General features: G+C 72.5%; 16 protein-coding genes. 10 read left to right on the forward strand and 6 right to left on the reverse strand.

Translation table 11 applies throughout. The features are described from left to right. Nucleotides 1-7 precede the first annotated feature (7 nt). Both OHB09_RS00360 and OHB09_RS00365 read left to right on the forward strand, forming a co-directional pair. Nucleotides 8-1,417 carry an aldehyde dehydrogenase family protein gene (locus tag OHB09_RS00360; RefSeq protein WP_328921402.1) on the forward strand — a complete coding sequence of 470 codons (1,410 nt, stop codon included), beginning with the start codon at nt 8-10 and terminating at the stop codon, nt 1,415-1,417. Then, nucleotides 1,414-2,505 (forward strand): NAD(P)-dependent alcohol dehydrogenase, encoded by a 1,092-nt coding sequence (locus tag OHB09_RS00365; protein WP_040894263.1) that lies wholly within the window; start codon nt 1,414-1,416, stop codon nt 2,503-2,505. The genes OHB09_RS00360 and OHB09_RS00365 overlap by 4 nt, the downstream gene beginning before the upstream one ends. Nucleotides 2,506-2,538: 33 nt before the next feature. On the opposite strand, the gene OHB09_RS00370 is transcribed toward OHB09_RS00365, so the two are convergent. Further along, a complete protein-coding gene (locus OHB09_RS00370) occupies nt 2,539-3,447 on the reverse strand; it encodes an SAM-dependent methyltransferase (protein ID WP_040894262.1) in 909 nt (302 codons plus the stop codon). 297 nt (nt 3,448-3,744) lie between these two features. Between OHB09_RS00370 and OHB09_RS00375 the strand changes: the two genes are divergently transcribed. Further along, complete coding sequence (locus tag OHB09_RS00375; RefSeq protein WP_328921403.1) at nt 3,745-4,695, forward strand: endo-beta-N-acetylglucosaminidase H; 951 nt, start codon at nt 3,745-3,747, stop codon at nt 4,693-4,695. A 222-nt stretch (nt 4,696-4,917) separates the two neighbouring features. Here OHB09_RS00375 and OHB09_RS00380 read toward each other — a convergent pair whose 3' ends face one another. Continuing rightward, nucleotides 4,918-6,627, reverse strand: coding sequence for a prenyltransferase/squalene oxidase repeat-containing protein (locus OHB09_RS00380; protein ID WP_328921404.1), 1,710 nt, complete (start codon nt 6,625-6,627; stop codon nt 4,918-4,920). Nucleotides 6,628-7,120: 493 nt separating this feature from the next. Between OHB09_RS00380 and OHB09_RS00385 the strand changes: the two genes are divergently transcribed. From OHB09_RS00385 to OHB09_RS00410, 6 genes are all read left to right on the forward strand, one after another. Continuing rightward, on the forward strand, nt 7,121-7,747 hold the full coding sequence (locus OHB09_RS00385) for a sulfotransferase family protein (RefSeq protein ID WP_063822148.1): 627 nt from the start codon (nt 7,121-7,123) through the stop codon (nt 7,745-7,747). A 928-nt stretch (nt 7,748-8,675) separates the two neighbouring features. Then, nucleotides 8,676-9,701 (forward strand): aminotransferase class I/II-fold pyridoxal phosphate-dependent enzyme, encoded by a 1,026-nt coding sequence (locus tag OHB09_RS00390; RefSeq protein WP_191854324.1) that lies wholly within the window; start codon nt 8,676-8,678, stop codon nt 9,699-9,701. Beyond that, nucleotides 9,698-10,723: a polyprenyl synthetase family protein gene (locus OHB09_RS00395; RefSeq protein ID WP_191854323.1), complete on the forward strand. Its 1,026-nt coding sequence runs from the start codon at nt 9,698-9,700 to the stop codon at nt 10,721-10,723. Before OHB09_RS00390 ends, OHB09_RS00395 begins: the two co-directional genes overlap by 4 nt. A gap of 2 nt (nt 10,724-10,725) precedes the next feature. After that, nucleotides 10,726-11,727 (forward strand): UbiA family prenyltransferase, encoded by a 1,002-nt coding sequence (locus OHB09_RS00400; RefSeq protein ID WP_191854322.1) that lies wholly within the window; start codon nt 10,726-10,728, stop codon nt 11,725-11,727. Between the two features lie 232 nt (nt 11,728-11,959). Further along, entirely contained in the window at nt 11,960-13,222 is a 1,263-nt protein-coding gene (locus OHB09_RS00405) for an FAD-dependent oxidoreductase (protein ID WP_006138665.1), read from the forward strand. Between the two features lie 41 nt (nt 13,223-13,263). Continuing rightward, a complete protein-coding gene (locus OHB09_RS00410; protein WP_040894261.1) occupies nt 13,264-14,115 on the forward strand; it encodes a TauD/TfdA dioxygenase family protein in 852 nt (283 codons plus the stop codon). Between the two features lie 183 nt (nt 14,116-14,298). Here OHB09_RS00410 and OHB09_RS00415 read toward each other — a convergent pair whose 3' ends face one another. Both OHB09_RS00415 and OHB09_RS00420 read right to left on the reverse strand, forming a co-directional pair. Beyond that, nucleotides 14,299-17,427: a discoidin domain-containing protein gene (locus tag OHB09_RS00415; protein ID WP_328921405.1), complete on the reverse strand. Its 3,129-nt coding sequence runs from the start codon at nt 17,425-17,427 to the stop codon at nt 14,299-14,301. Between the two features lie 175 nt (nt 17,428-17,602). Beyond that, on the reverse strand, nt 17,603-18,487 hold the full coding sequence (locus OHB09_RS00420) for an SDR family NAD(P)-dependent oxidoreductase (protein WP_191854320.1): 885 nt from the start codon (nt 18,485-18,487) through the stop codon (nt 17,603-17,605). Nucleotides 18,488-18,555: 68 nt separating this feature from the next. Between OHB09_RS00420 and OHB09_RS00425 the strand changes: the two genes are divergently transcribed. After that, nucleotides 18,556-19,296, forward strand: a complete 741-nt coding sequence (locus OHB09_RS00425; RefSeq protein WP_328921406.1) for a TetR/AcrR family transcriptional regulator — start codon at nt 18,556-18,558, stop codon at nt 19,294-19,296. Between the two features lie 168 nt (nt 19,297-19,464). Here OHB09_RS00425 and OHB09_RS00430 read toward each other — a convergent pair whose 3' ends face one another. Both OHB09_RS00430 and tpg read right to left on the reverse strand, forming a co-directional pair. Then, the gene (locus OHB09_RS00430) at nt 19,465-20,475 is read right to left on the reverse strand and encodes a YdcF family protein (protein WP_319117532.1); all 1,011 of its coding nucleotides are present in this window, start codon (nt 20,473-20,475) and stop codon (nt 19,465-19,467) included. 99 nt (nt 20,476-20,574) lie between these two features. Further along, nucleotides 20,575-21,132, reverse strand: a complete 558-nt coding sequence (gene tpg, locus OHB09_RS00435) for a telomere-protecting terminal protein Tpg (RefSeq protein WP_328921407.1) — start codon at nt 21,130-21,132, stop codon at nt 20,575-20,577. Nucleotides 21,133-21,144 lie beyond the last annotated feature (12 nt).

The following is a 21,144-nucleotide window of genomic DNA, read 5'->3' on the forward strand; positions in this document are numbered from 1 at the left end:
CGCCCGGATGCCGGCCCGGCGTGTCCGCCGTGCGCCCACCGTCCGCGCCGGACGGTTCCCCGTGGCCGATCCGGCGACGGGCGAGGTCGTCGGCACGGCCGCCGAGCTGCGGCCGGGGGAACTGGACGCGGTCGTCGACCGTGCTCGTGCCGCCTGGTACGGGTGGCGTACGGACGCCGCCGCCCGTACGGCCGCGCTGTGTGCGGCGGCCGACGCCGTGGAGGCGGCCGGGACCGACCTCGCGCCCCTGCTCACCCGGGAACAGGGCAAACCTCTGGCCGAGTCGCGGGCGGAGGTCGCCCGTACGGCCGCGCGGCTGCGCTATTTCGCCGCGCTGGACCACGGCCCCCGCCCCCTCGTCGACGAGCGGCCGGTCCGCAGCGAGCTGCGCTGGCGTCCGCTGGGGCCGGTCGCCGCGATCGTGCCGTGGAACTTCCCGCTCCAGCTCGCGGCGGCGAAGTTCGCCCCGGCGCTCGCCGCCGGCAACACGGTGGTGCTCAAACCCTCCCCCTACACGCCGCTGTCCACCCTGCTGCTGGGGTCCGTCCTCTCCGCCGCCCTCCCCGCCGACGTCCTGACGGTCGTCACCGGACGTGAGCCGCTCGGTGCCCGTCTGGTTGCCCACCCCGGGATCCGGCACGTGACCTTCACCGGTTCGATCCCCACCGGGCGGGCCGTCGCCCGCGCGGCGGCGGACACACTCGCCCGGGTCACCCTGGAGCTGGGCGGCAACGACGCCGCGATCCTGCTGGAGGACGTGGACGTGGACGGCATCGCGGACCGGCTGTTCTGGGCGGCCTTCCGCAACTGCGGCCAGGTCTGCATGGCCGTCAAACGGCTCTACGTCCCCGCCCGGCGCCACCCGGAGGTCGTCGAGGCGCTGGCGCAACGCGCCCGGGACACGGTCGTCGGGCCGGGGCTCGATCCCGCCACCCGCCTCGGCCCGCTCAACAACGCCCCGCAGCTCGCCCGTGTCGCACACCGCACGCGTCAGGCGCTGGCGGCCGGCGCCCGCGCCGCGGCCGGTGGCCGACGGCTCCCCGGGCCGGGCCACTTCTTCGCCCCGACGATCCTGACCGATGTGCCGGCCCACAGCCCGATCGTGACCGAGGAGCAGTTCGGGCCCGTCCTGCCGGTGCTGCCGTACACACGTCTGGACGACGCCGTCGAGGCCGCCAACGGCACCGGCTTCGGGTTGGGCGGTTCGGTGTGGGGCACGGACCTGGACCGGGCCGAGGAGGTCGCGGACCGGCTCGACTGCGGCACGGCGTGGATCAACCACCACGCCGAACTCTCCCTCGCCCAGCCCTTCGCGGGCACCAAGGAGAGCGGTGTGGGGGTGGCGGGCGGGCCGTGGGGTCTGTACGGCAACCTCCAGCCGTTCGTCGTGCACCGCCCGGAGGAGACGTGTCCTTGAGGTTCGACGCGGCGGTGCTGCGTTCGTACGACGCTCCCTTCGCCGTCGAGGAGGTGCTCCTGTCGGCCGGACCGGCCGAGGGCGAGGTGCTGGTGCGCGTCGCCGGCTGCGGGATGTGCCGCACGGATCTCGCGGTCCGGAGCTCGGCGGGCCGCTCTCCGCTGCCCGCGGTCCTGGGCCACGAGGGCGCGGGTGTCGTGGTGGAGACCGGCGGCTCCGGCACGGGCCTGGACGTCGGCGATCATGTCGTGCTGAGCTTCGACTCCTGTGGGCACTGCGCGCACTGCCGGGGCGCGGCGCCCGCCTACTGCGACTCGTTCGCGCCGCTGAACCTGTTCGGCGGGCGTCAGGAGCACGCCGCACGGTTCACGGACGCGGCCGGGGGCGCGCTCGCCCCCCGCTGGTTCGGCCAGTCCGCGTTCGCCGGCTTCGCGCTGGTCCTGGCGCGCAACGCGGTCCGGGTGGACCCCTCGCTGCCCCTGGAACTGCTCGGGCCGCTCGGCTGCGGCTTCCTCACCGGGGCCGGCGCGGTACTGAACACCTTCGGCGCGGGCCCCGGCGACACCGTCGTCGTCCTCGGGGCGGGGGCGGTGGGTCTGGCCGCGGTGATGGCGGCGACGGCGGCCGGGGCGAGGGTCGTCGCCGTGGACCGGCACCCCGAACGGCTCCGGCTCGCCGAGGAATTCCACGCGTCGCCGCTGCCCGCCGCGACGCCGGATCTGCCCGGGCACATCCGGCGGCTGACCGACGGCGGCGCGCGGTACGCGCTGGACACCACGGGTTCGGGCAGGCTCATCAACGACGGGCTCCTGGCGCTGCGGCCCACCGGGCACCTCGGTCTCGTGGCCCGGCTGCACACCCCGTTGTCCCTCGATGTGGGCACTCTGGAGCAGGGCCGCAGGATCTCCCACATCTGCGAGGGGGACGCCGTGCCCGCGCTCCTCGTCCCGCGGCTGACGGCGCTGTGGCGAGCGGGGCGTTTCCCGTTCGACCGGCTGATCCGTACGTATCCGCTCGCCGACGTCAACGAGGCCGAACGGGACTGCGACGCGGGCCTCGTCGTCAAACCGGTACTGATCCCGTGGTGAGGCCCTACGCGCCGTCCTCCCCCGGCCCCCGGGTCAGGACCCGGCGGGCTTGTCCGCGAACACCCAACGGTTGCCCTCCAGAGCGTCGTTGGGCTCGGGCAGCGGTCCTCGTCCGTACCGGCGGGTGAAGTCGAAGGGCGTACGGACCACGGTGGACCAGCCCCGGCCCACCAGGTCTCCGACGGAGTCGGGGCGCGGCTCGCCGTTGAAGAGGTCCAGCAGGTCGATGCCGATCTGTTCCCTCGTCGCGGTGTAGAGCGCGCTGTCGCGGTACGCCCGCAGGTCCTTCTCCAGCTTGACCTCGTAGGCCAGGGTGCTTCCGCGCGCGCTCAACCGGTCGACGGCGTCGACGAGTTGCCGCTCGGCGGCGGGAGGCAGATAGAACAGCAGCCCCTCCGCCAGCCATGCCGTCGGCACGCTCGGGTCGAAGCCCGCGCCGGTCAGCGCGCCCTCCCAGTCGGCACGCAGATCGATCGGCACCGGGACCCGGGTCACCCGGGGCGTCGCCGGTGCCCCGGCGAGCACCCGGTGCTTGAACTCCAGCACGCCTTCCCGGTCGAGTTCGAACAGGACGCGGCCCTCGGGCCAGTCGAGCCGGAACGCCCGGCTGTCCAGGCCCGCGCCGAACAGCACCACCTGGCGTGCCCCTTCCCGCACCGAGCGGAGGAGGTGGTCGTCGAGGACCCTCGTGCGCAGGCCGAAGTAGCGTGCGAAGCGCCCCCACAGGGGATCGGTGTCCACGTCCGGCACCTGGTGCGGTCGCACGGGCCAGCCCGCGGAGGCGACGGCCGCCCGCACGAAGTGCTCGGCGTGGACGTCCCGCACCAGGCTGTCCTCGCGGTGGGTCTCCAGCGCCCGGGCCGCGGCGACCAGCAACGCGGTGGCGCCTACTCCCCCGTCGACGCCGTACGCTGCGGCGTTTCGTGACTCCGTGTCGACCATGGGTCCTCCTGGGCGGGGGTGAGCAATCGCGGTGGGGCGGGCGGAGAGAAGGGCGAGACGGTACGAAGCGCCTTCCTGTCCCCCACTATCCGGTCGCCGCTCCTCCCCCATCCGCGAATCCTGCGGCATTCATCCCCCCGGGTGACCGGGGCCAGTCGCACGTGAGGCACGTGGGGAAGCCGTGAAGAGTTCACGCACGCTTGTCGGTGTGCAGTCATAAAGGTGGAAAACTTGGAGGGCTCACCAGCGTCCTCGAGCACGTCGGACACCAACCACGCGAGGGGAGACCGGCCACCGATGTTCACTCCGCTACGGAGCACGATACGAACCGCCGCACTCACGCTTTCGGCCGTCACGGCCCTGGTCCTCGGCACCACCGCCATGACCGGCGCGGCAGCCGCCCCGGCCACCGCACCCGCACCCGCACCCGCACCCGCACCCGCACCCGCCAAGCAGGGTCCGACCTCGGTGGCCTACATCGAGGTGAACAACAACAGCATCCTCAACGCCGGCAAGTACACGCTCGCCCGGGGCGGCAACGTCTTCGACATCGCCGTGATCTTCGCGGCGAACATCAACTACGACACGGCCACGAAGACGGCCTACCTCCACTTCAACGACAACGTGCAACGCGTCCTGGACAACGCCGCCACCCAGATACGGCCACTGCAGCAGAAGGGGATCAAGGTCGTCCTCTCCGTGCTGGGCAACCACCAGGGCGCGGGATTCGCCAACTTCACGTCACAGCGGTCGGCCGCGGCGTTCGCACACCAGATGTCGGACGCCGTGCGCACCTACGGCCTCGACGGCATCGACTTCGACGACGAATACGCCGAGTACGGCAACAACGGCACGGCGCAGCCCAACGCCAGTTCCTTCGTGCAGTTGGTGACGGCACTGCGCGCGGACATGCCTGACAAGATCATCAGCCTGTACAACATCGGCCCTGCCGCCTCGCGCCTGTCCTACGGCGGCAACGACATCTCCAGCGCATTCGACTACGCCTGGAATCCCTACTACGGCAGCTGGCAGGTGCCCCGCATCGCGCTGCCCAAGTCGAAGCTGTCGCCGGCGGCCGTCGAGATCGGCCGCACCTCACGCAGCACGGTCGCCGACCTCGCCCGCCGCACCGTCGGCGAGGGATACGGCGTCTACCTGACATACAACCTCGACGGCAGCGACCGCAGCGCCGACATCACCGCCTTCACCAGGGAGCTCTACGGCAGCGACGCCCTCTACACACCGTGAGAACCCGCGCGGGCCGCGCTGCCGACATCGTTGTCGACACCACGGCCCGCCACCCCCGGCCGACCCGCAGCGCAACCTGGCGCCGGCCGCGGGCCGGTTCTGCGACCACCTCGGCGGCCGACATGCCCGATATCGTGCTGCCGCCGCCCGCCTCCCTCCACGCGGACCGGCAGCAGGCCGGTCCCGGCCGACGCCCGCACCCCGGCCATGCCCCTTCGGGTGTCAGACGACCCGGCCCGCGGAGGCGTCGAGGAAGGCTGCCAGGGCGCGCAGCGCGAGGCCGTTGGTCAGTCCGCCGTTCGGGAAGCGTGAGGCGCCGCGGATGAACTCGCTGACCGGGGCCTGCGGCCACCGGCCGTCGGATTCCTGGGCGAGCAGCCAGACGACACCCCGGCGGACGGCCTCCTCGTCCGTGCCGCGCCCGGCGGCCAGCAGGGCGCACACCGCCCATGCGGTCTCCTCCACCGTTCCCGGTGCGACCCCGTCCCCGGTACTCCACGAACCGTCCGGACGCTGGGTGCGCGCCAGCCATTCCGCGGCCCGCAGAGCGGCAGGATGCCCACCGGCCCCCGCCTTCACCAGCGCCTCCAGCACGACCGACGTCCCCGAGGTGTAGCTGCGGTACCAGACCGAGTCGAAGGAGCCGTCGGGGCGCCCACTGGACAGCAGCCAGCGCAGCGCCGTCCGAACGACCCGGCCGTCGGCGGGCACCCCCGCGTTCAGCAGCGCCAGGAGGGCCTGGGCCGTGGTGTGGGGGCAGGGGCCGCAGTTGTCGACCCTGGTGTTGCGGACGCACAGGCTCCACGAACCCCGGCCGTCCTGCTGCGCGAGCAGCCACTGCACACCGCGGGCGACGTGTTCGTCCTCGCGTCCGCCCGGCATGCGCGCCAGCGCGGACGTGATCTCGGCGGTCTCCACCGCCGCCGGCCAGCCGTGCGGCGAGGACCAGCCCCAGAAACCCGCGGGGCAGCCGAAGGCGGTGAACGGCCGGTCCTGCTGGCGGTCGTGGAACAGCGAACGGGACAGGGACAGTCGCGGGTCGGCTGTGTGACCGGCCTCCATCAGGCCTTCGACGGCGTAGACGGACCAGGTCAGATCCAGCGGCATCATGTTCCACGAACCGTCCGGATTCGCCTTCGACCGCAGCCACTCCACAGTCGACGCCACCAGGTCCGGGGCCGCACCGGACCGTGCCAGTGCCTCGCAGGTCAGTCCGGCCGCCCAGGGGTCCTCACTGAACTCCCCCGTCATCCCCTCGTGCTCGTAGATCTGCCGGATCAGCCGGAGCGCGGAGGGCCTGCCCACCCGGTTGAGCAACCTCCGCACCGGGCCCTGCGCGCGGGTTCGGGCCTGGGCGAGTGCCGCGGCGGCGACCAGAGGAGCGCGGAAGTCGAGCAGCTCACGGAACAGCCGGGGGAACGCGGCAAGTTCCAGCGGGAGCCGCGGAAGGTCCTCGGGGTCGAGCCATCCGGCACGGGCGTAGAACCGCCGGCACACCGCGGCCATCTCCCGATGAGAGATCGCCTCCAGCCCACCGAAGTCCTCGAGCCACGACCGCGCCGCACGGATCGTCTCGGCCGCCCGCTCCGGCGCGAGGTGCTGCAAGGTCGCGGCGGCGACCGCAGTGGGACCGGCCTCGGTCGGCATGTGGGGAATGGTGCTCCATCCGCCGTCGGCGGCCTGGGTGCGGCACAGCCACTCCACGCCCTTCCCGACGAGGTCCGCGGACCGCACGGGATCGGCACAGTGCAGTGCCGAGACGGCCCCCACCGTGGCCAGGACCGAGGTCCATCCCTCGGCTCCGTGATCGAAGACCCCGTCGGGCCGCTGCACTTCCCAGAGGGCACGCGCGCCGGCGTGCATCGCGTCATTGGCTTGGTCAAGCAGTCGCGGACTCGTCGGCTGCAACTGCTCCTCCTTTCTCCTGGTCACAGTGGCCTCGAAAGGAGCTGGGCCGGCGGGGCGTCCCATCTCTGGAATGGCGCATCCGTGTGACCGGTCCGCCATCGAGGGTCTCTGGTCATTGTGTGTCGGAGGGCCTTCACGAGCTGTCCGGATCGGGCGCACACGGGCGCGACAACTCTTGTTCGGGTGCGGGCAATGCGGCGAGAAATTCACGCGGGTGATTCCCGCCTGCTCGCCAATCCGCACGTCACGGAGTTGCAGACCTGCCTTCCCACGAGAGTTCCCCAGCCTTGCCCGGAATGTCAAGAGGCACCCCGTGCGCCGGCCCGTCTTTAATTCCTCCCCCGTCGGCGCCTTTATCCAGTAACCATCTCAGCGAGGGACAAAGCCACCCTTACTCGAAACCAAACCCCACCGCACGCAAAGAATCATCCGTCTCACGAAATCGCCATTCCTTGACAACGCCGGATCACTTCTCGTAGCTTTCAGCCGACTGCGCCGAATCGAACGGAGATCGCCAGTGTCATTACGCGCCATCGGAGCAGGAATCGGTCGCACCGGAACGTTCTCTCTCCATCTCGGCCTGAGCGCATTGCTGGGCCAGAAGTGCTATCACATGCTCGAGGTGACCCAGCGTCCCGAGCATGTATCGCCGTGGGAACAGGCCTTCACGGAAGGCAGCCCCCCATCCGGCTGGGAAAGCTTCTTCGACGGTTACGGGGCCGCGGTCGGCGGCCCGACATCGGCGTTCTGGCGGGAGTTGCAGACCGTGTTCCCGGAGGCGCTCGTGGTGCTTTCGGTCCGCGACACCGAGGAATGGTGGCGGAGCTTCTCGCAGACGGTCGTCCCCGTGCTGGAGCGGCACCTGGCGCACCCGGAGCACGCGGACGCGCGGATCATCGAGCTGGGCCACCTCACGACCGTCGAGCACCTGACGACCGCATGGTCCGACGAGACCGCAGCCAAGGCCGCCTACGAAGCGCACAACGACGAGGTGCGCTCGCTCGTGCCGGCCGAGCGGCTGGTCGAGTGGTCCCCCGCCGACGGATGGGGTCCGCTCTGCCGCGCGCTGGACGTCCCCGAGCCCGAAGAACCGTTTCCGCACCGCAACACCACCGCGGAGTTGCGGGCCATGGCCGAGTTGTGACCGGCCCGGCGTCCACCGCGCCCCTCCGCGGCGCCCGACGCCGGGGAACGGCCGGCCGCTGTCGGGCCCCTCGGGCCCGGCGGCGGCCCGACGCCTTCCGTCCTCCTGCCGGAGCCGGTGTTCCGCGTCGGCGCACGGCGGTATCCACATCTTTTCCTTTCCTGGCCGGTGACCAGGCCGCCGTCCGGATTCCAGGGCGGGGTCGCGAGAGGAGAGCTGGGGTCTGTTTTCGGACGATGAGCAAGTAATCAGCCATCGTTTTCGGAAGCGCCGGCATTACCGGTTCCGTGGTACCAGCAACCCTCTCCTTTGTCAGGAGTGCGGCGGCCGACGGCGGCCGCGCCCGTACCGGATCGTCACATGGAGCCGGGGGCGCCGTCGTCGCCTCGGGCCCGGTACCGTCCACGCCCTTCATCACGCCAGATCAGACCGGCGCGAAGGAACGCGGCAGCCGTCGCTCCCGGGCCCGGTCGCGGCCCGGCCCGCTTTCCCCCACAAGTCGTCGCGACGCGGAAATAAACATGGCGAAGGTCACACCGTGACACCGAGAAACGTCCCCTGACTACCGCCCACAGTCCTCGCCCGCAGCCCTCCGCGCGCCGATTCGGCAATTGCTGCTCCATCCGTTCATCCGGAACAAATCGCCCTCTTCCGGGTTTCATCGGACCGGTCTTGCGCGGGGAGCCGTCTCATGGTCACACTGAGAGAGTCGGCGCTCTTTCAGTCGCCCGGCGGAACAGTGCCCCCATTCTCGTGCCTGTTCTCTTCCCCGGCCTCTCCCCCACTTCTCCCCCTGCCGATTCCTGCACATCACCCCCCGCTTCACAGCGCCTATTCCTTTCGCCGCGCCGTCTTCTGCAGACGGTCGCGGTCGCCTTCTCCATGCCCCGTGGCACGTCGACAGGAAGGCCATCCCGTGGATCCGGCAATGTACGAACTCTCTCTCAACGAAAACCATTCGGCACTGTTACCGGGTGTGGCCCGGGCGGTCCGGGATTCCGGCGAGCGCGTCAACCTCACCCTCGACGCGCTCGCCACCGGGCTCACCGAGGAACTCGCACGCCGGCTCGGCCTTCCGCCCACCCGGGTCGTGGCGGGCCCGGGGTCGGGCGCGCTGCTCCAGCAGTTCCTGAACGCGCACGCCGGGCCGGGCACCGAGGTGCTGCACGCCTGGCCGTCGTTCGAGATGTATCCGCTCCTCATCCGCAACGCCCGGGCCGAACCCGTCGCGGTGCCGCTGACCGGCCAGGAGCACGACCTGACCGCCATGGCCGCCGCCGTGACGGACCGCACCAGGATGGTGCTGCTGTGCAACCCGAACAATCCGACGGGCGAGGTGCTCGGGCACGACCGCCTGAGGGACTTCGTGGCCGCGCTGCCGCCGGGCGTTCTGGTGCTGGTCGACGAGGCGTACCGCGAGTTCGCCCCACCCGGCGAGCTCGCCGACGCCATGGCGCTGGCCAAGGAGGACGAACGGGTCGCGGTCGTGCGGACGTTCTCCAAGTCGCACGGGCTGCTCGGACTGCGGGTGGGTCACCTGGCCGGCGCGGAGGCGGTGGTCGGGCCGCTGCGGAGGATGACGCCGTTCTTCCGGGTGAGCACCGTCGCGCAGGCCGCCGCGATGGCCGCGCTGGAGGCCGAGGACGTGATGCGGGAGCGATGTGCGGAGGTCGCCCGGGAGCGGGACCGGGTCCGGGCCGGACTGCTGGACCTGGGCCTGCGGGTGCCGCCCAGTGGCGCGAACTTCCTCTGGCTGCCGCTCGGTGAGCGGAACAAGGCCTTCGTGGACCATCTGGCCGCCCACGGTGTGGTGGTGCGTGAGATCGCGGGAGCGGGCGTACGGGTGAGCACCGGAACCCCGGAGGCCAACGACGCCGTCCTGGCGCTGGCGAAGGACTTCGTCGCGAAGGAGCCCACCGCTCAGGAGAGCCCGGCGCCGGAGTGTGCCGGATGACCGCCGAGGCCGTGGCGGCGCGGACGGCGGTGCGGGAGGTCACGCTGTCCCCCGCGGCCAGGGAGCTGCGCCGGGAACTCGACCTCCGCTGGCCGGCCGGCGGGGACCGGATGCACGAGATCGCCCGCTACGCGCTGCTGGCCCCCGGCAAGTTGCTGCGACCGCTGCTGCTGGTGGCCTCCGCCGAGGCGACCGGCGGATCGCGCAGCGAGGTGGTGCCGGCGGCACTGGCCGTGGAATACCTGCACGTCGCCTCATTGATCCACGACGACGTCATCGACGGTGACGACCTGCGGCGGGGCCAGAGTTCCGTGCACGCGCTGTACGGCGTGCCGGACGCCATCGCCACCGGGGACGCGCTGCTGTTCCGGGTGTTCTCGGCGGTCGCCGAGTGCGTCGCGCTCGGGGTGCCGGACACTGCCGTGCTGGCCGCGGTCCGGGTGCTCGCGGAGGCCGGCGAGGACTTGTGCCGGGGGCAGGTCCAGGAGGCGGAGCTGGCCGCCGCGTGGCCCGGCGCGGGTGGTCTGGAGGCCTACCGGGAGATGGCCTCGCTGAAGACCGGGGCCCTGCTGCGGGCCGCCTGCCGGGCCGGTGCGCTGCTCAGCGGCGGCTCGCCCGAGGAGACCGAGGCGGTCACCGTCTTCGCCGGTCACCTGGGACTCGCCTTCCAGATGTACGACGACCTCTTGCCGTATCTCGCGGACCCGGCCGTCACCGGCAAGCCCGGCACGAGCGACGCCGCCAACCTGCGCCCCACCTTCCCGGTGCTGCTGGCGCATGAGGCCGCGGGACCGGAGGACCGGCACCGTCTGGAGCAGGCCCTCGGCGGCGATTTCACCCCGGAGCGCACCTTCGCCGTGCTGCGCGAGGTGCTCCTCGCGACCGGCGCCCTCGACCTCGCCCGGGACCGGGCGTACGCCGAGATCGCGCGGGCGAGGGCGGCGCTGGCCCCGCTGCCCTCCGGTGACGCGCACGGGCTTCTCTCGGCGATCGCGGACCTGACCGTGCACCGGGACCGCTAGCGATGGCGGGCCGGTGGACACGCGGCCGGACGACCGTCCTGGCCCATGTGCAGACCTGGCGTCCGTACACGACCAGCTATCCCGCCCTGCTCGGACTGGCCGGCGCCGCCTGGGCCGCGGACGCCGGTGTGCGGCGGCCGGCCGTCGCCGCGGGCGCGGCGGCACTGGGCTGGCTGTCCGGGCACTACCTGGGTGACTGGTTCGACCGGGGGCTGGACGCGATCGCCAAGCCGCAGCGGCCGATTCCCTCCGGACGTCTGTCGGCGGACGCGGCGCTGGTGGGCGGGGTGCTGTGCGCGACGGCCAGCGCCGTCCTGGTGGTGGCCGCCAACTGGGCCGTCCTGCCGCTGTTCCTGATCGCGATGGCCGGCATCGTCGGCTACAGCCGGGTCTTCAAGAAGCGTGGCCTGTCCGGGAACGTGTCCCGGGGCGCGCTGACCGCCCTCGCGGTCGTGATCGGCGCGATGATCGCGCGTCCCGCACCGCCCTGGTCGCTGCTGCCGGTGGCGGCCGGGCTCCTGCTGCACGACACGGCGTCGAACCTGGTCGGCACCGTACGGGACGTGGACGGCGACCGGGAGGGCGGGTACCGGTCGGTGCCGGTGCGGCACGGCGTGCGGCGCGCGGTCCGGCTGGCGTTCGCCCTGTACGCGGGCGGACTGGCGCTGGTCGCCTCGGCCGCCGGATGGGCGCCGCGCGACGCGGCCGGGCAGGTGGCGCTGCTCGTCGTGGCCGCGGGCTGCGGTGCGGCCGCGTTCGTCCCACTGCTGCGCTCGGGTCCGGTGATCGACGCCCGGTCCGCGCTGCGCGCGCACGAGGTGCTGGTGGCGGAGCGGCTGGTGCTGGCCGCCGCCGTCCTCGCCGGCGCCCGGGGGGTGGTGACGGCCACCGTCGTGCTGCTGCCGGTCCTGCTGTTCTCCCTGGTCACCCAGAAGCTGATGCGTGCGGGCCACGAGTTCCCGCCCGCCCCGGCTCCCCTCTTCGGAAAGGATCCCTCGGCGTGAGAAGTTCCCTGCTCGTACGCGTGGGCCGCCCCGCCCGCGGCCGGAGTGCCTCCGCGGAGGCTGCCGCCCGGCGTGCGGTGACTCCCGGCGGTCCGGCCGGCGTACGGGGACGGCCGGCCGGGACGGTCGGCGCGGGCGTACGGCACGCGTCGCGCTGTCACATGCGGCCGCTCCCGCTCACCCAGGGTCTCGCGCCGCGGGCGCCGGCCCGCTACCGGCAGGAGAACACCCGATGAACGTGGATGTGGTGGTGTGCGGCGCGGGCGTCGGCGGCCTGGCCGCGGCCTGCGCGCTCGGCCGGCTGGGCCTGCGCGTGCTGCTGTTGGAGAAGCAGCCCCGGCCCCGGCCGGTGGCGAAGGGCGAGGTCTTCCAGCCCGGTGCGCTGCGGGTGCTGCGCGAGTGGGGCGTGTCCGGCCTGCTGGAGCGGGCGGGTGCGCTGCGCCTGGACAGGCTCGTCGCCCGCGACCGGGACGGCACCGCGCGGATGGCGCTGGACTACCGGCGGCTGCCCGTCGACGGGAACTGGCTGCTCGCGCACGACTACCCGGCCATCCTGCGCGCGTTCACCGAGGCGTTGCCGCCCTCCGTCGAGCTGCGCCGCGGCGTCCTCGCGGACGAGCCGGCCCGGTCCCCCGACGGCCGGGTCACGGGAGTGACTCTGACCGAGGACGGCGCGCGGCGCACCGTGTCGGCGGCGCTGGTCGTGGCGGCCGACGGGATCTCCTCCCGGCTGCGGCGGGCGGCCGGGATCGACCTGGACCGGCGGGAGTACCCGCACCGGCTGGTCGCGATGGAGCTGACCGGCGCGCCGGAGGTCGAGGCCGACTTCTCGGCGTACGTCACCGCGCGCGGGCTGCGACTGCGCTACCCGCTTCCGGGGGGCCGGATCCGGCTGTACGCGCAGGCCGGGCCCGGGGAACTGCGTGGGGCGGGGCCGGGTGAGCTGGACCGCTGGGCCGCCGCGCTGGTCCGGGACACCCCGGCGCTGGCCCCGTTGGAGGACGCGATCCACGAGGCCCTGCCGCGGCGTCAGACCCTGCCGGTGGTCCGGGCACTGGCGCCCCGGCTGACCGTGCCGGGCCTGGCGCTGGTCGGTGACTGCGGGCACGTCGTGCATCCGATGGCGGCGCAGGGCATGAACAGCGCCGTCGCCGACGCCGACCGTCTGGCCGAGGTGCTGCGGGAGTGCGGCGACCTGACGGCCGCGTCCGTGGACCGGGCACTGCACGCGTACGGGCGTGCTCGTCACGCCGATCTCGTACAGGTGGGGCGGACCAGTCACAACGCCGCGCGGATGGTGACCGACCTGTCGTGGACGGGCCGGCTGCTGGGTCGGCGTGCCCTGCGGTACACGGGCGCCAACGACCGGATCCGCTACACGGTCATGCACAACATGGCCGGGCTCGGGGCGCATCCGCTGACCCCTCTGGACCGGCTGCATCAGATCGGGCTGCTGCCGGACCCGAGGGCCCGGCGGCGGCCGGTGTGGGCGTAGCGGACAAGGAAGCCAGGAGACCAGGGGAAGGTGATGTGGTGATGACGAACGACGGGACCCGGTTCGAGGTCCGCCCGATGTCCGGCGCGCTCGGCGCCGAGGTGCGCGGGGTGCCGCTCGACCGGATGACGGAGGCGGATTTCGAGGCCGTGCGCGACCTGCTGCTGGAGCACCTGGTGTTGTTCTTCCCGGACGCGGCGGGCCTGGCTCCCGAGGCGCACAAGGAGTTCGGCCGCTGGTTCGGCGAACTGGAGGTGCACCCCTTCCTGCCCAAGCTGCCCGGACACGAGGAACTCGTGGTGCTCGACTCGGAGCAGGGTGCGAAGGCCGACGTCTGGCACACCGACGTGACGTTCTCGCCCTCTCCACCGTTGGCGTCGGTGCTCCAGCTCGTCGAGTCTCCGCCGGCCGGCGGGGACACGATGTGGAGCAACCAGTACCTGGCTTACGAGGCGGTGTCCGCGCCTCTGCGGGAGATGCTCGACGGGCTCACCGCGGTGCACGTCTTCGAGCACCCGTCCATGCCGTTCCGCGGTGAGGCGGAGCATCCGGTGGTCCGCACGCACCCGGAGACCGGCCGCCGGTCCCTGTACGTCAACCGGCTGTTCACCCGGCGCATCGCGCAACTGGCGCCCGGGGAGAGCGACGCGCTGCTGCGATACCTGTTCGAACTCTCCGAGAGCCCGCAGCGGGTGTGCCGCTACCACTGGCGGCCGGGCGCGCTCGCGATGTGGGACAACCGGGCCACCCAGCACTACGCGGTCAACGACTACACGGGCCGCCGCGTCGGCTGGCGGGTGACGGTCCTGGGCGACAAGCCGGAGGGCGAGGAGCCGCGTTGGCCGCACTGGTCGTCGGGAACGGAGGGCGACAGCGCCGAGAGCACACGGTGAACGGAGCGTCACCCCCGCGCCCTCACGGTTCCTGACCTCACCGTTCGCAGACCCACCGCCGGGCGGGGGCCCACGGCCCCCGCCCGATCGACGGCCGGGTCTCCCCTCGGTGGGGACCGGTGCCGGTGGAGGGGAGAACCGCGCGGCGTCAGAGGGAACGACCGGCCTGTCACCGGCCCGGCGTCACCGCAGGGAGAGGTGGACCAGGCGGGCTCCGCTCTCGTGCCCCGCGTCGGTCGCCAGGGCCACGTAGCGGGCGGTGACGTCCGTGCCGAGGTGCCGGGTGCGGGCGCGGCCCGTGAGCCGGCCGGCCGGGGTGTAGGTGAGGCCGTCACCGCTGAACTCGGCGTGCAGTGCGGGGACACGGCCGTTCGTCCAGTCCGTCCGGATGTCACGAACACGGACCTGGGCGCCGAGGTCGACGACCAGACGGCCGTTCGGACCGGGCGTCCACGCCGTCGCCGGATCACCGTCGACAGCCGCGGAGGGGTCCGACATGCCCGTCGGCAGCGGGCTGGTCGGGAACACCGTGCGGCCCAGTGCCAGATCGCGCAGGGGGTAGGCGGTCGCCCGCTTCAGGGTGACCGTCGTGGGGCGGCCCGGGCGGACCACGGCCACCTCGCTGCGGCCCTGGGCGGTCACCCGCACGCGACAGGCCGGTCCCGTGAGCTCGACCGACGCGGCGTCGATCACCCGCGCCCGCAGGCCCGTCGGCAGCCGGCGGCCGTCGAGGGGACGCAGGGTCAGTCGTGGCGGCAGCAGCCGGGCGTCGGCCGCGTCGAGTGCGGCGTCGTATGCGGTCCCAGCGTCGGTGAGGGTCTGGCTTCCCTCGAAGAGCAGCCTCGCGGATCCCGTCTGCGGTATGTCGACGCGCGTGGTGACGGGCTCGTCCGACAGGTTGAACAGGCTGAGGTGGTCGTCGGTGAGCGTCGCGCGGACGGCTTCGGCGTCCGCGCGTGGCGTGGGTACCGCGGCCCGCTCGCGCAGCGTACGGGAGGAGGCACCGGGGAGTCCCTCGACCACGAGGGGTGCGGCCGGGCCGTCGGCCAGGATGATCTCGTCCTGGTGGACCGTCAGGGGAGAGCCGGAGCCGCGCACCACGAGGCCCGCGCGGCCGTCGACGTCCAGCCACCCGCCCCGGCTGGTGACGTCGGGCACCGGCCAGGACGCGAGGTCCTTCCACCGGAGTCCGTCCGCCGACCCCTGCACCGTGTAGGCGCGCCCGGCGGCGGCCTCCCAGCGCAGGGTGACCCGGTCCACCGCGTGCGGAGCCCCCAGGTCGACGGCGAGCCAGCTGTCCGCGCGGGGGCGGTCCGCCCGTGAGACGGCCCACCGGGTGGTGGTGCTGCCGTCCACCGCCAGTGCCGGCTCCTTGCCGGTGTCGTAGGAGGAGGCGGTGGCCGTGCCGCTCCGGGCCAGATCGGCGCCGTCCGCCCCGTCGCGCGCCTCGAGCGCGAAGAGCGAGTATCCGTAGGCCGGGTCGGGACGCAGGCCGAGCATGCGCACATGCCGTACCTCGGTGCGCGCGAACGTCACCTCGTCGACGCGCCCGGCCGACGGGGCGGGCTTGGAGTCGGAGGAGGCCACGGTGGCGCTGCCCTCGGCGAAACGGTAGGTCCGCGCCCCGGTCAGGCCCGGCACACCCGGCATGGTCAGGTTGTGGATCTCCAGGTGCCCCTCCCCCGCCGCGACGCCCGACGTCGCGTAGACGACGGCACCGGTGGGAAGCGTGGTGAATCCCGCGTATCCGGGTCCCACCTGCAGCATCGTGGCGCTGCCGTCGAACCCGTCCCGGCTCCTGTGGTACGTCCGCACCTGGCGTCGCGTCGCCTTCAGGGACGTCGCCGGCAGGAACATCGCCGTGGCGCCGCTGAGCTTGAACAGCCAGTCGTCGTGGCCCGGTTGCCAGGCGAACTTCACGAAGCCGGGCTTGGTCACCGCGCCCGCCCACGCCGCGGGCGTCTGGTGCGACACCAGGCCGGGGCCGGGGCCGAAGTCGGTGACCCCCGCGGCGCGTTCGAACAGCTCGTCCGAGGTGAGGGGGCGGACCGTGCGGCCCCGGTCGTGCGCCCACTGATGCAGGAGACAGCTGATGGCGAGTTCCGCGCGCGCCTCCGGCTCGTACTTCGGCTCACCCGAGAACTTGGCGATCCTGTATTCGGGCGGGTAGCTCTGGTACGCCTCCAGTCGCTCCGCCAGCGCGGCTTCCGCCCGTGCGGCCGCCCTGTCCCCCAGCACCTGGGCGAGGAACGCGAGCGGGATGACGTCACGGCCGTAGAGGTGCTCACGGTCGTTGACCATGGGCATCAACGGCTCACCGGCGTCGCTCATCACGCCGAGGAGGGTGCTCCAGAGCTGGTCGGCGTTCGGCTGGTTGGTGAGCACCTGCGGCATCGCCCGGCCGGCGGCGATGAAGTGGGCGGCGTTACGGCCGGACGTGCGCCACAGTTCCTCCTGGTAGTGCGGTCCGAACGAGCCGTGGTTCTCGACGATGAAGGTGTCGTACAGGTTGCGGGCGGTGTTGTCGGAGACGGGGGCTCCGTCCACGCGCGCCGGGTTCGCCAGATCCGCCTGGGGCAGTCCGGTCTCGTTGCGCGACCACGCACCGAATGCCGCGGTCCAGTCGCCGTGCCGCGGGTCGTCGGCGGCCCACGCCAGTCCCGGGGCCAGGGACTGCGCGTAGACACCCATCTCCTCGAGCTTGGTGTCCCCTTCGTGACCGCCGAGCAGCCCCCGAGGCGTCCAGCTGCCCGATGCGGGGTCGTTGCCGGTGCCCAACGCGGTGGTGTACGCGGCCTGTTCACGGGCGATGGTGTCCACATGGGCGCGCGTGGTCTCGTCGAGGTCGTCCCACAGCAATCGCGCCGCGAGTACGAAGTACAGCTGGAACGTGGTGTCGAAGAACAGCGTCCGGCCCCATTGGGTGCCCCCCGTCAGCCTGTTGGACGCGGCGAAGTGCTTGATGGTGGCTATGGTGCGGGCCTTCAGGACCTGCTTGTCGATCCCCGCTCGGTCGGCGTCGTAGCCGCCGCGTGTGAGCAGGACCGCATGGCCGAGCACGACGGCGAAGCCGAAGTCCTTGTCCGTGTAGTAGCCGCGGGCCGCGTCCCACTGGGTCTCCGTCCAGCGGGTGTGGTTCAGCAGGACGCGGTGATAGATGTCCGCCACCGGGGCCGACTCCGTGTGGCCCTGCTTCCGCCCCTGAGCCCGAGCCTCGCCGCTGCCGAGGGTCAGCGGCAGCGAGGCGAGCGCGCCGGTGGCGCCGAGGAGTTGGACGAAGCGACGGCGGTCGATCGGGGATCTCGGCAGCACGTGCGGCACCTCTCGGTCGGACAACGTTGTCAGGGGTGGCCTGAATTCTTCGGTCCCGCAGGTCGCTACGTCAAGGGGTCGGAGACACGGGAGCGGGAGGCCGGGGAGCGCCCCTTCGCGTCGCGGGAGGGTGCCGGCCTCCCGCGGACAGCTCGCCCCCCTCCCCGGGCCCGCCCTACGCCGGCGGCAGCTCCACGGGGAACGGCTCCGCGAAGTCGGCCGAGCGGCTCACCGCCTCCCAGTCACTCGCCTCGGCCACCTGACCGCGGGAGTACTCGAGCGCCATGGTCACCGCGTTGACCCCGAGCAGCAGATGGCTCGGAACCTCGCCACGCCGCACCGTACGCACGACGATGTCGGCGGCCCGCTCCGGGTCGCCCGCGGCGCCCACCGCGCTCTGGCGCACCCGCCGGTTCATCGCGCCGACCGTCTCGTCGTAGGCCTCCGGGATCGCGTGGACGGTCATGGACGAGCCCGCCCAGTCGGTGGCGAAGCCGCTCGGCTCGACCACCATGAACCGCACCCCGAAGGGCGCGGTCTCCGCGGCCAGGGACCGGGTGAATCCGTCGACCGCGAACTTGGCCGCCTGATAGGAGGCGATGCCCGGGGACCCGCCGACGCGTCCGCCCACCGAGCTGAACTGGACCACGGTGCCCGATCCCTGCCGGCGCATAGCGGGCAGTGCCGCCTTGGTCACGTGGTAGACGCCCCAGAAGTTCGTCTCGAACTGGGCGCGGAAGTCGTCGTCGTCCGCCGTCTCCACCGGTGACACGTTGGCGTATCCGGCGTTGTTCACCAGCACGTCGATGCGGCCGAAGCGGTCGAGCGCGGCGTCGACCGCCTTCCGGGCCGCGTCGGCGTCGGTGACGTCGAGCGGCAGGACCAGCGCGCGGTCGCCGTGGCTCCCCAGTTCCTTGGCGAGCGCGTCGGGGCGGCGGGCGGTGGCGACGACGAGATCGCCTGCGGCGAGGGCCGCGGTCACCAGGGCGCGGCCGAGCCCGCGGGACGAACCGGTGACGAACCAGACCCGTGCGGCATGTGCTTCTTCAATCTCACTCATACATATAGTGCAACACCGTTCTCTAAATAATGCAACACCGTTGCGCTACCTGTTTCTATGATGGCCGTATGACTCAGCCAGCCGCCTTCCGGCGAGCCCGCAGCACGGAGGCCAAACAGGCGCGAGAAGCATCGATCCTGGAGGCGGCCCGGCGGCTCGGCCGGGAGCGCGCCATCCGCGAGGTGACGCTCACCGACATCGCCGCCGAAGTGGGCATGCACAAGTCGGCACTGCTGCGCTACTTCGAGACGCGGGAGCAGATCTTCCTCGAGCTGACCGCGGAGGGCTGGCGGGAATGGTCCGCGACGTTGCGCGCCGACCTGGGGACGAGGCGGGAGGCCACCGCCGCGGAGGTCGCGGAGGTGTTCGCCGGGACATTGGCCGCACGTCCCTTGTTCTGCGACCTGCTCGCCCAGGCCCCGCTCAACCTGGAGCGCAATGTGTCGCTGGAGACGGTGCGTGCGTTCAAGCTCGTGACGCTGCACGAAGTCGCTCTGATCGGCGCCGAGCTGGACCGTCTCCTGGGGCTCGACGAGCAGCAGGTCCTCGACATGATCTCCACCGCCACGGGCATGGCCGGCGCCCTGTGGCAGATGGCCAGTCCCGGCCCCCGCCTGCGGGAACTCTACGCCGACGACCCTCGGCTCGGGCACGCGGTCGTCGAGGTGGAGCCACGCCTGCGCCGCGTCCTCGGCGCTTTCCTCACGGGTACGGGTACGGGCGCGGGGGCCGGCGCCCCGGCCCGGGGCGCGAGCGCGGCAAGCGGGACGAGCGGAGCAGGCGGGGCCACCACGGCCAGAAACGGCTGACCCCAGACACCCCGCCCCGGCCCACCCCACCCGTGGGACCGGGGGCTCGCCGGTGCGCACGGCGGCGGCGATCCCGTCGAACGGCTGGGCCCGGTCACCGGCTCCCCGCCCTCGGGACCGGGCAGTCGTCCCGCTGGGGATGCTCGACCTCTACGCAGCGGTCCCCGGCTACGGCCACCCCAGCCACCAGATGAACAGGCCGCTCAGCAGGACGAGCAGGAAGAGCGCGGCGTTGGTGCGACGGTAGGCGACCAACAGGGCCACGAACTCGCGGATCATGGCGCTGGGCCAGAAGTACGCGGCTGTCGGGGCGCCGATCACGTGGCCCCGGACGCCGGTGCGCCGGGCGGTGACCGCCGCACGGAAGACGTGGTAGTTGTTCGTGACGATCACGCACCGGTAGTCGGGGTTCGCCCGTTCCATCAGGGCCTTGCTGAACGTCAGGTTCTCGTCCGTGGTCGTCGAGCGGTCCTCCCGTTCGATCAAGTCGGCGGGGAAGCCCTGGGCGACCAGGTAGTCGGCCATCGCGTGGGACTCCGGTACCTTCTCGTCGGGTCCCTGTCCTCCCGAGGTGAGCATGACGGGGCGCCGGCCCTTCCGGGACAGCCTGGCGTGTTCCTTCCGGGCCCGGTCGAGGCGCCCGGCCAGCAGCGGGGGCACGGTGGTGCCGCCGATCAGGCCCGAGCCGAGCACCACCACGTAGTCCGCTCGGCGCCGGATGCGCAGCCGGCCGTACATGGCCCCGTAGACGAGGAAACAAAGGAACAGGAAGGCGATGTATCCGGCGAGCGCCATCGCCGTCGCCGCCACCACCACGAGCGTGTGCGTGCGCAGCACGAGAGCGGTGATCAGCAGCGCGAGCAGGGCGACCAGGGCGATGCCCGCCCCCAGGGACAGCAGGTTCGCCGGGCTCCTGCCTTCCTTGCGCACCATGTTGATCCCGTTGGCGATGAGGAACCACGCCAGCGTGATGACACCCACGCTCGCAAGGGTGAGCAGCACGACGGCCAGATCGCGGCCCGACTGGGCCCGTTCGGAGGCCACATGCAGGAAGAGCGCGACCCCCGCGAAGACGGCGGACAGGCCCAGGAGGACCGCGTTGCTCACTCGGCGGCGGTCTCGTGCCACACCCACGCAGAACAGGAAGAAGCACACGGACGACGGTACGAAGGCCACCATGCGCCGATCCTACGAGGCGTGGCGGGGCCCCGGGCGAGCGGGTGAAGGTCCGCTCGGAACAGTCTCCTCCTCCCGCCCCTGCCCCGGCCGTCGCGGCCGTTACAGCTCGAACTCCAGGTGTTCGATGTCGGTGAAGCGGACCTCTTCCAGTTGGCCGGCGCGGCGGCCGCCGTCCTGGAAGTACACCTCTTTGAGTCCTTCGGCGGCGATCTGCCGGAGCCGCTGGTCGTCGGCGCCGGCCTCCCGGGCGTCGAAGAGGCGGGCGGCGTACTGCGGGGGCAGGGCGACGGTCAGGTGCCGGACGCGGTCCTGGTCCGTCGAACCGATCGGTGCGGTGTAGCCAAGGCGGGCGCGGGCGTCGATGACGATGCCGCCCGTGGACGCCGCCCGCTGCCTGGCCCTCGCGCGGACCTGGGGCTGCCAGCGCTGTTTCACCTCGCGCTCCAGGCGGGCGGCGAGGTCGGCGCGCGGCTTCCTGATCTGGTCCTTCACGTAGCGTTCGACGGTGCGCTGGGAGACGCGCAGGAGCTGGGCGGCCGCCTTGGTGCCCTTCATCCGCTTGACCAGGTACCGCATCTGCGCGCCGGCCGACTTCGGTGCCGGGCGGGTGAACGTCTTCTGCTCCGCGGCGTCCAGGCCGTCCCCGAACAGGCTCATCCCCGGCTTCCC

The sequence above is a fragment of the Streptomyces griseoaurantiacus genome, assembly GCF_036189845.1.
GTDB lineage: Bacteria > Actinomycetota > Actinomycetes > Streptomycetales > Streptomycetaceae > Streptomyces > Streptomyces griseoaurantiacus.

Bases quoted from the DNA above. Each gene is read 5' to 3' on its own strand.
- OHB09_RS00395 (WP_191854323.1), top strand. From the start codon at position 9,698: ATGACCGCCGAGGCCGTGGCGGCGCGGACGGCGGTGCGGGAGGTCACG.
- OHB09_RS00370 (WP_040894262.1), bottom strand. From the start codon at position 3,447: ATGGTCGACACGGAGTCACGAAACGCCGCAGCGTACGGCGTCGACGGG.
- OHB09_RS00430 (WP_319117532.1), bottom strand. From the start codon at position 20,475: ATGGTGGCCTTCGTACCGTCGTCCGTGTGCTTCTTCCTGTTCTGCGTG.
- tpg (WP_328921407.1), bottom strand. From the start codon at position 21,132: ATGAGCCTGTTCGGGGACGGCCTGGACGCCGCGGAGCAGAAGACGTTC.
- OHB09_RS00375 (WP_328921403.1), top strand. From the start codon at position 3,745: ATGTTCACTCCGCTACGGAGCACGATACGAACCGCCGCACTCACGCTT.
- OHB09_RS00390 (WP_191854324.1), top strand. From the start codon at position 8,676: ATGTACGAACTCTCTCTCAACGAAAACCATTCGGCACTGTTACCGGGT.
- OHB09_RS00410 (WP_040894261.1), top strand. From the start codon at position 13,264: ATGACGAACGACGGGACCCGGTTCGAGGTCCGCCCGATGTCCGGCGCG.
- OHB09_RS00360 (WP_328921402.1), top strand. From the start codon at position 8: ATGCCGGCCCGGCGTGTCCGCCGTGCGCCCACCGTCCGCGCCGGACGG.
- OHB09_RS00400 (WP_191854322.1), top strand. From the start codon at position 10,726: ATGGCGGGCCGGTGGACACGCGGCCGGACGACCGTCCTGGCCCATGTG.
- OHB09_RS00425 (WP_328921406.1), top strand. From the start codon at position 18,556: ATGACTCAGCCAGCCGCCTTCCGGCGAGCCCGCAGCACGGAGGCCAAA.
- OHB09_RS00420 (WP_191854320.1), bottom strand. From the start codon at position 18,487: ATGAGTGAGATTGAAGAAGCACATGCCGCACGGGTCTGGTTCGTCACC.
- OHB09_RS00405 (WP_006138665.1), top strand. From the start codon at position 11,960: ATGAACGTGGATGTGGTGGTGTGCGGCGCGGGCGTCGGCGGCCTGGCC.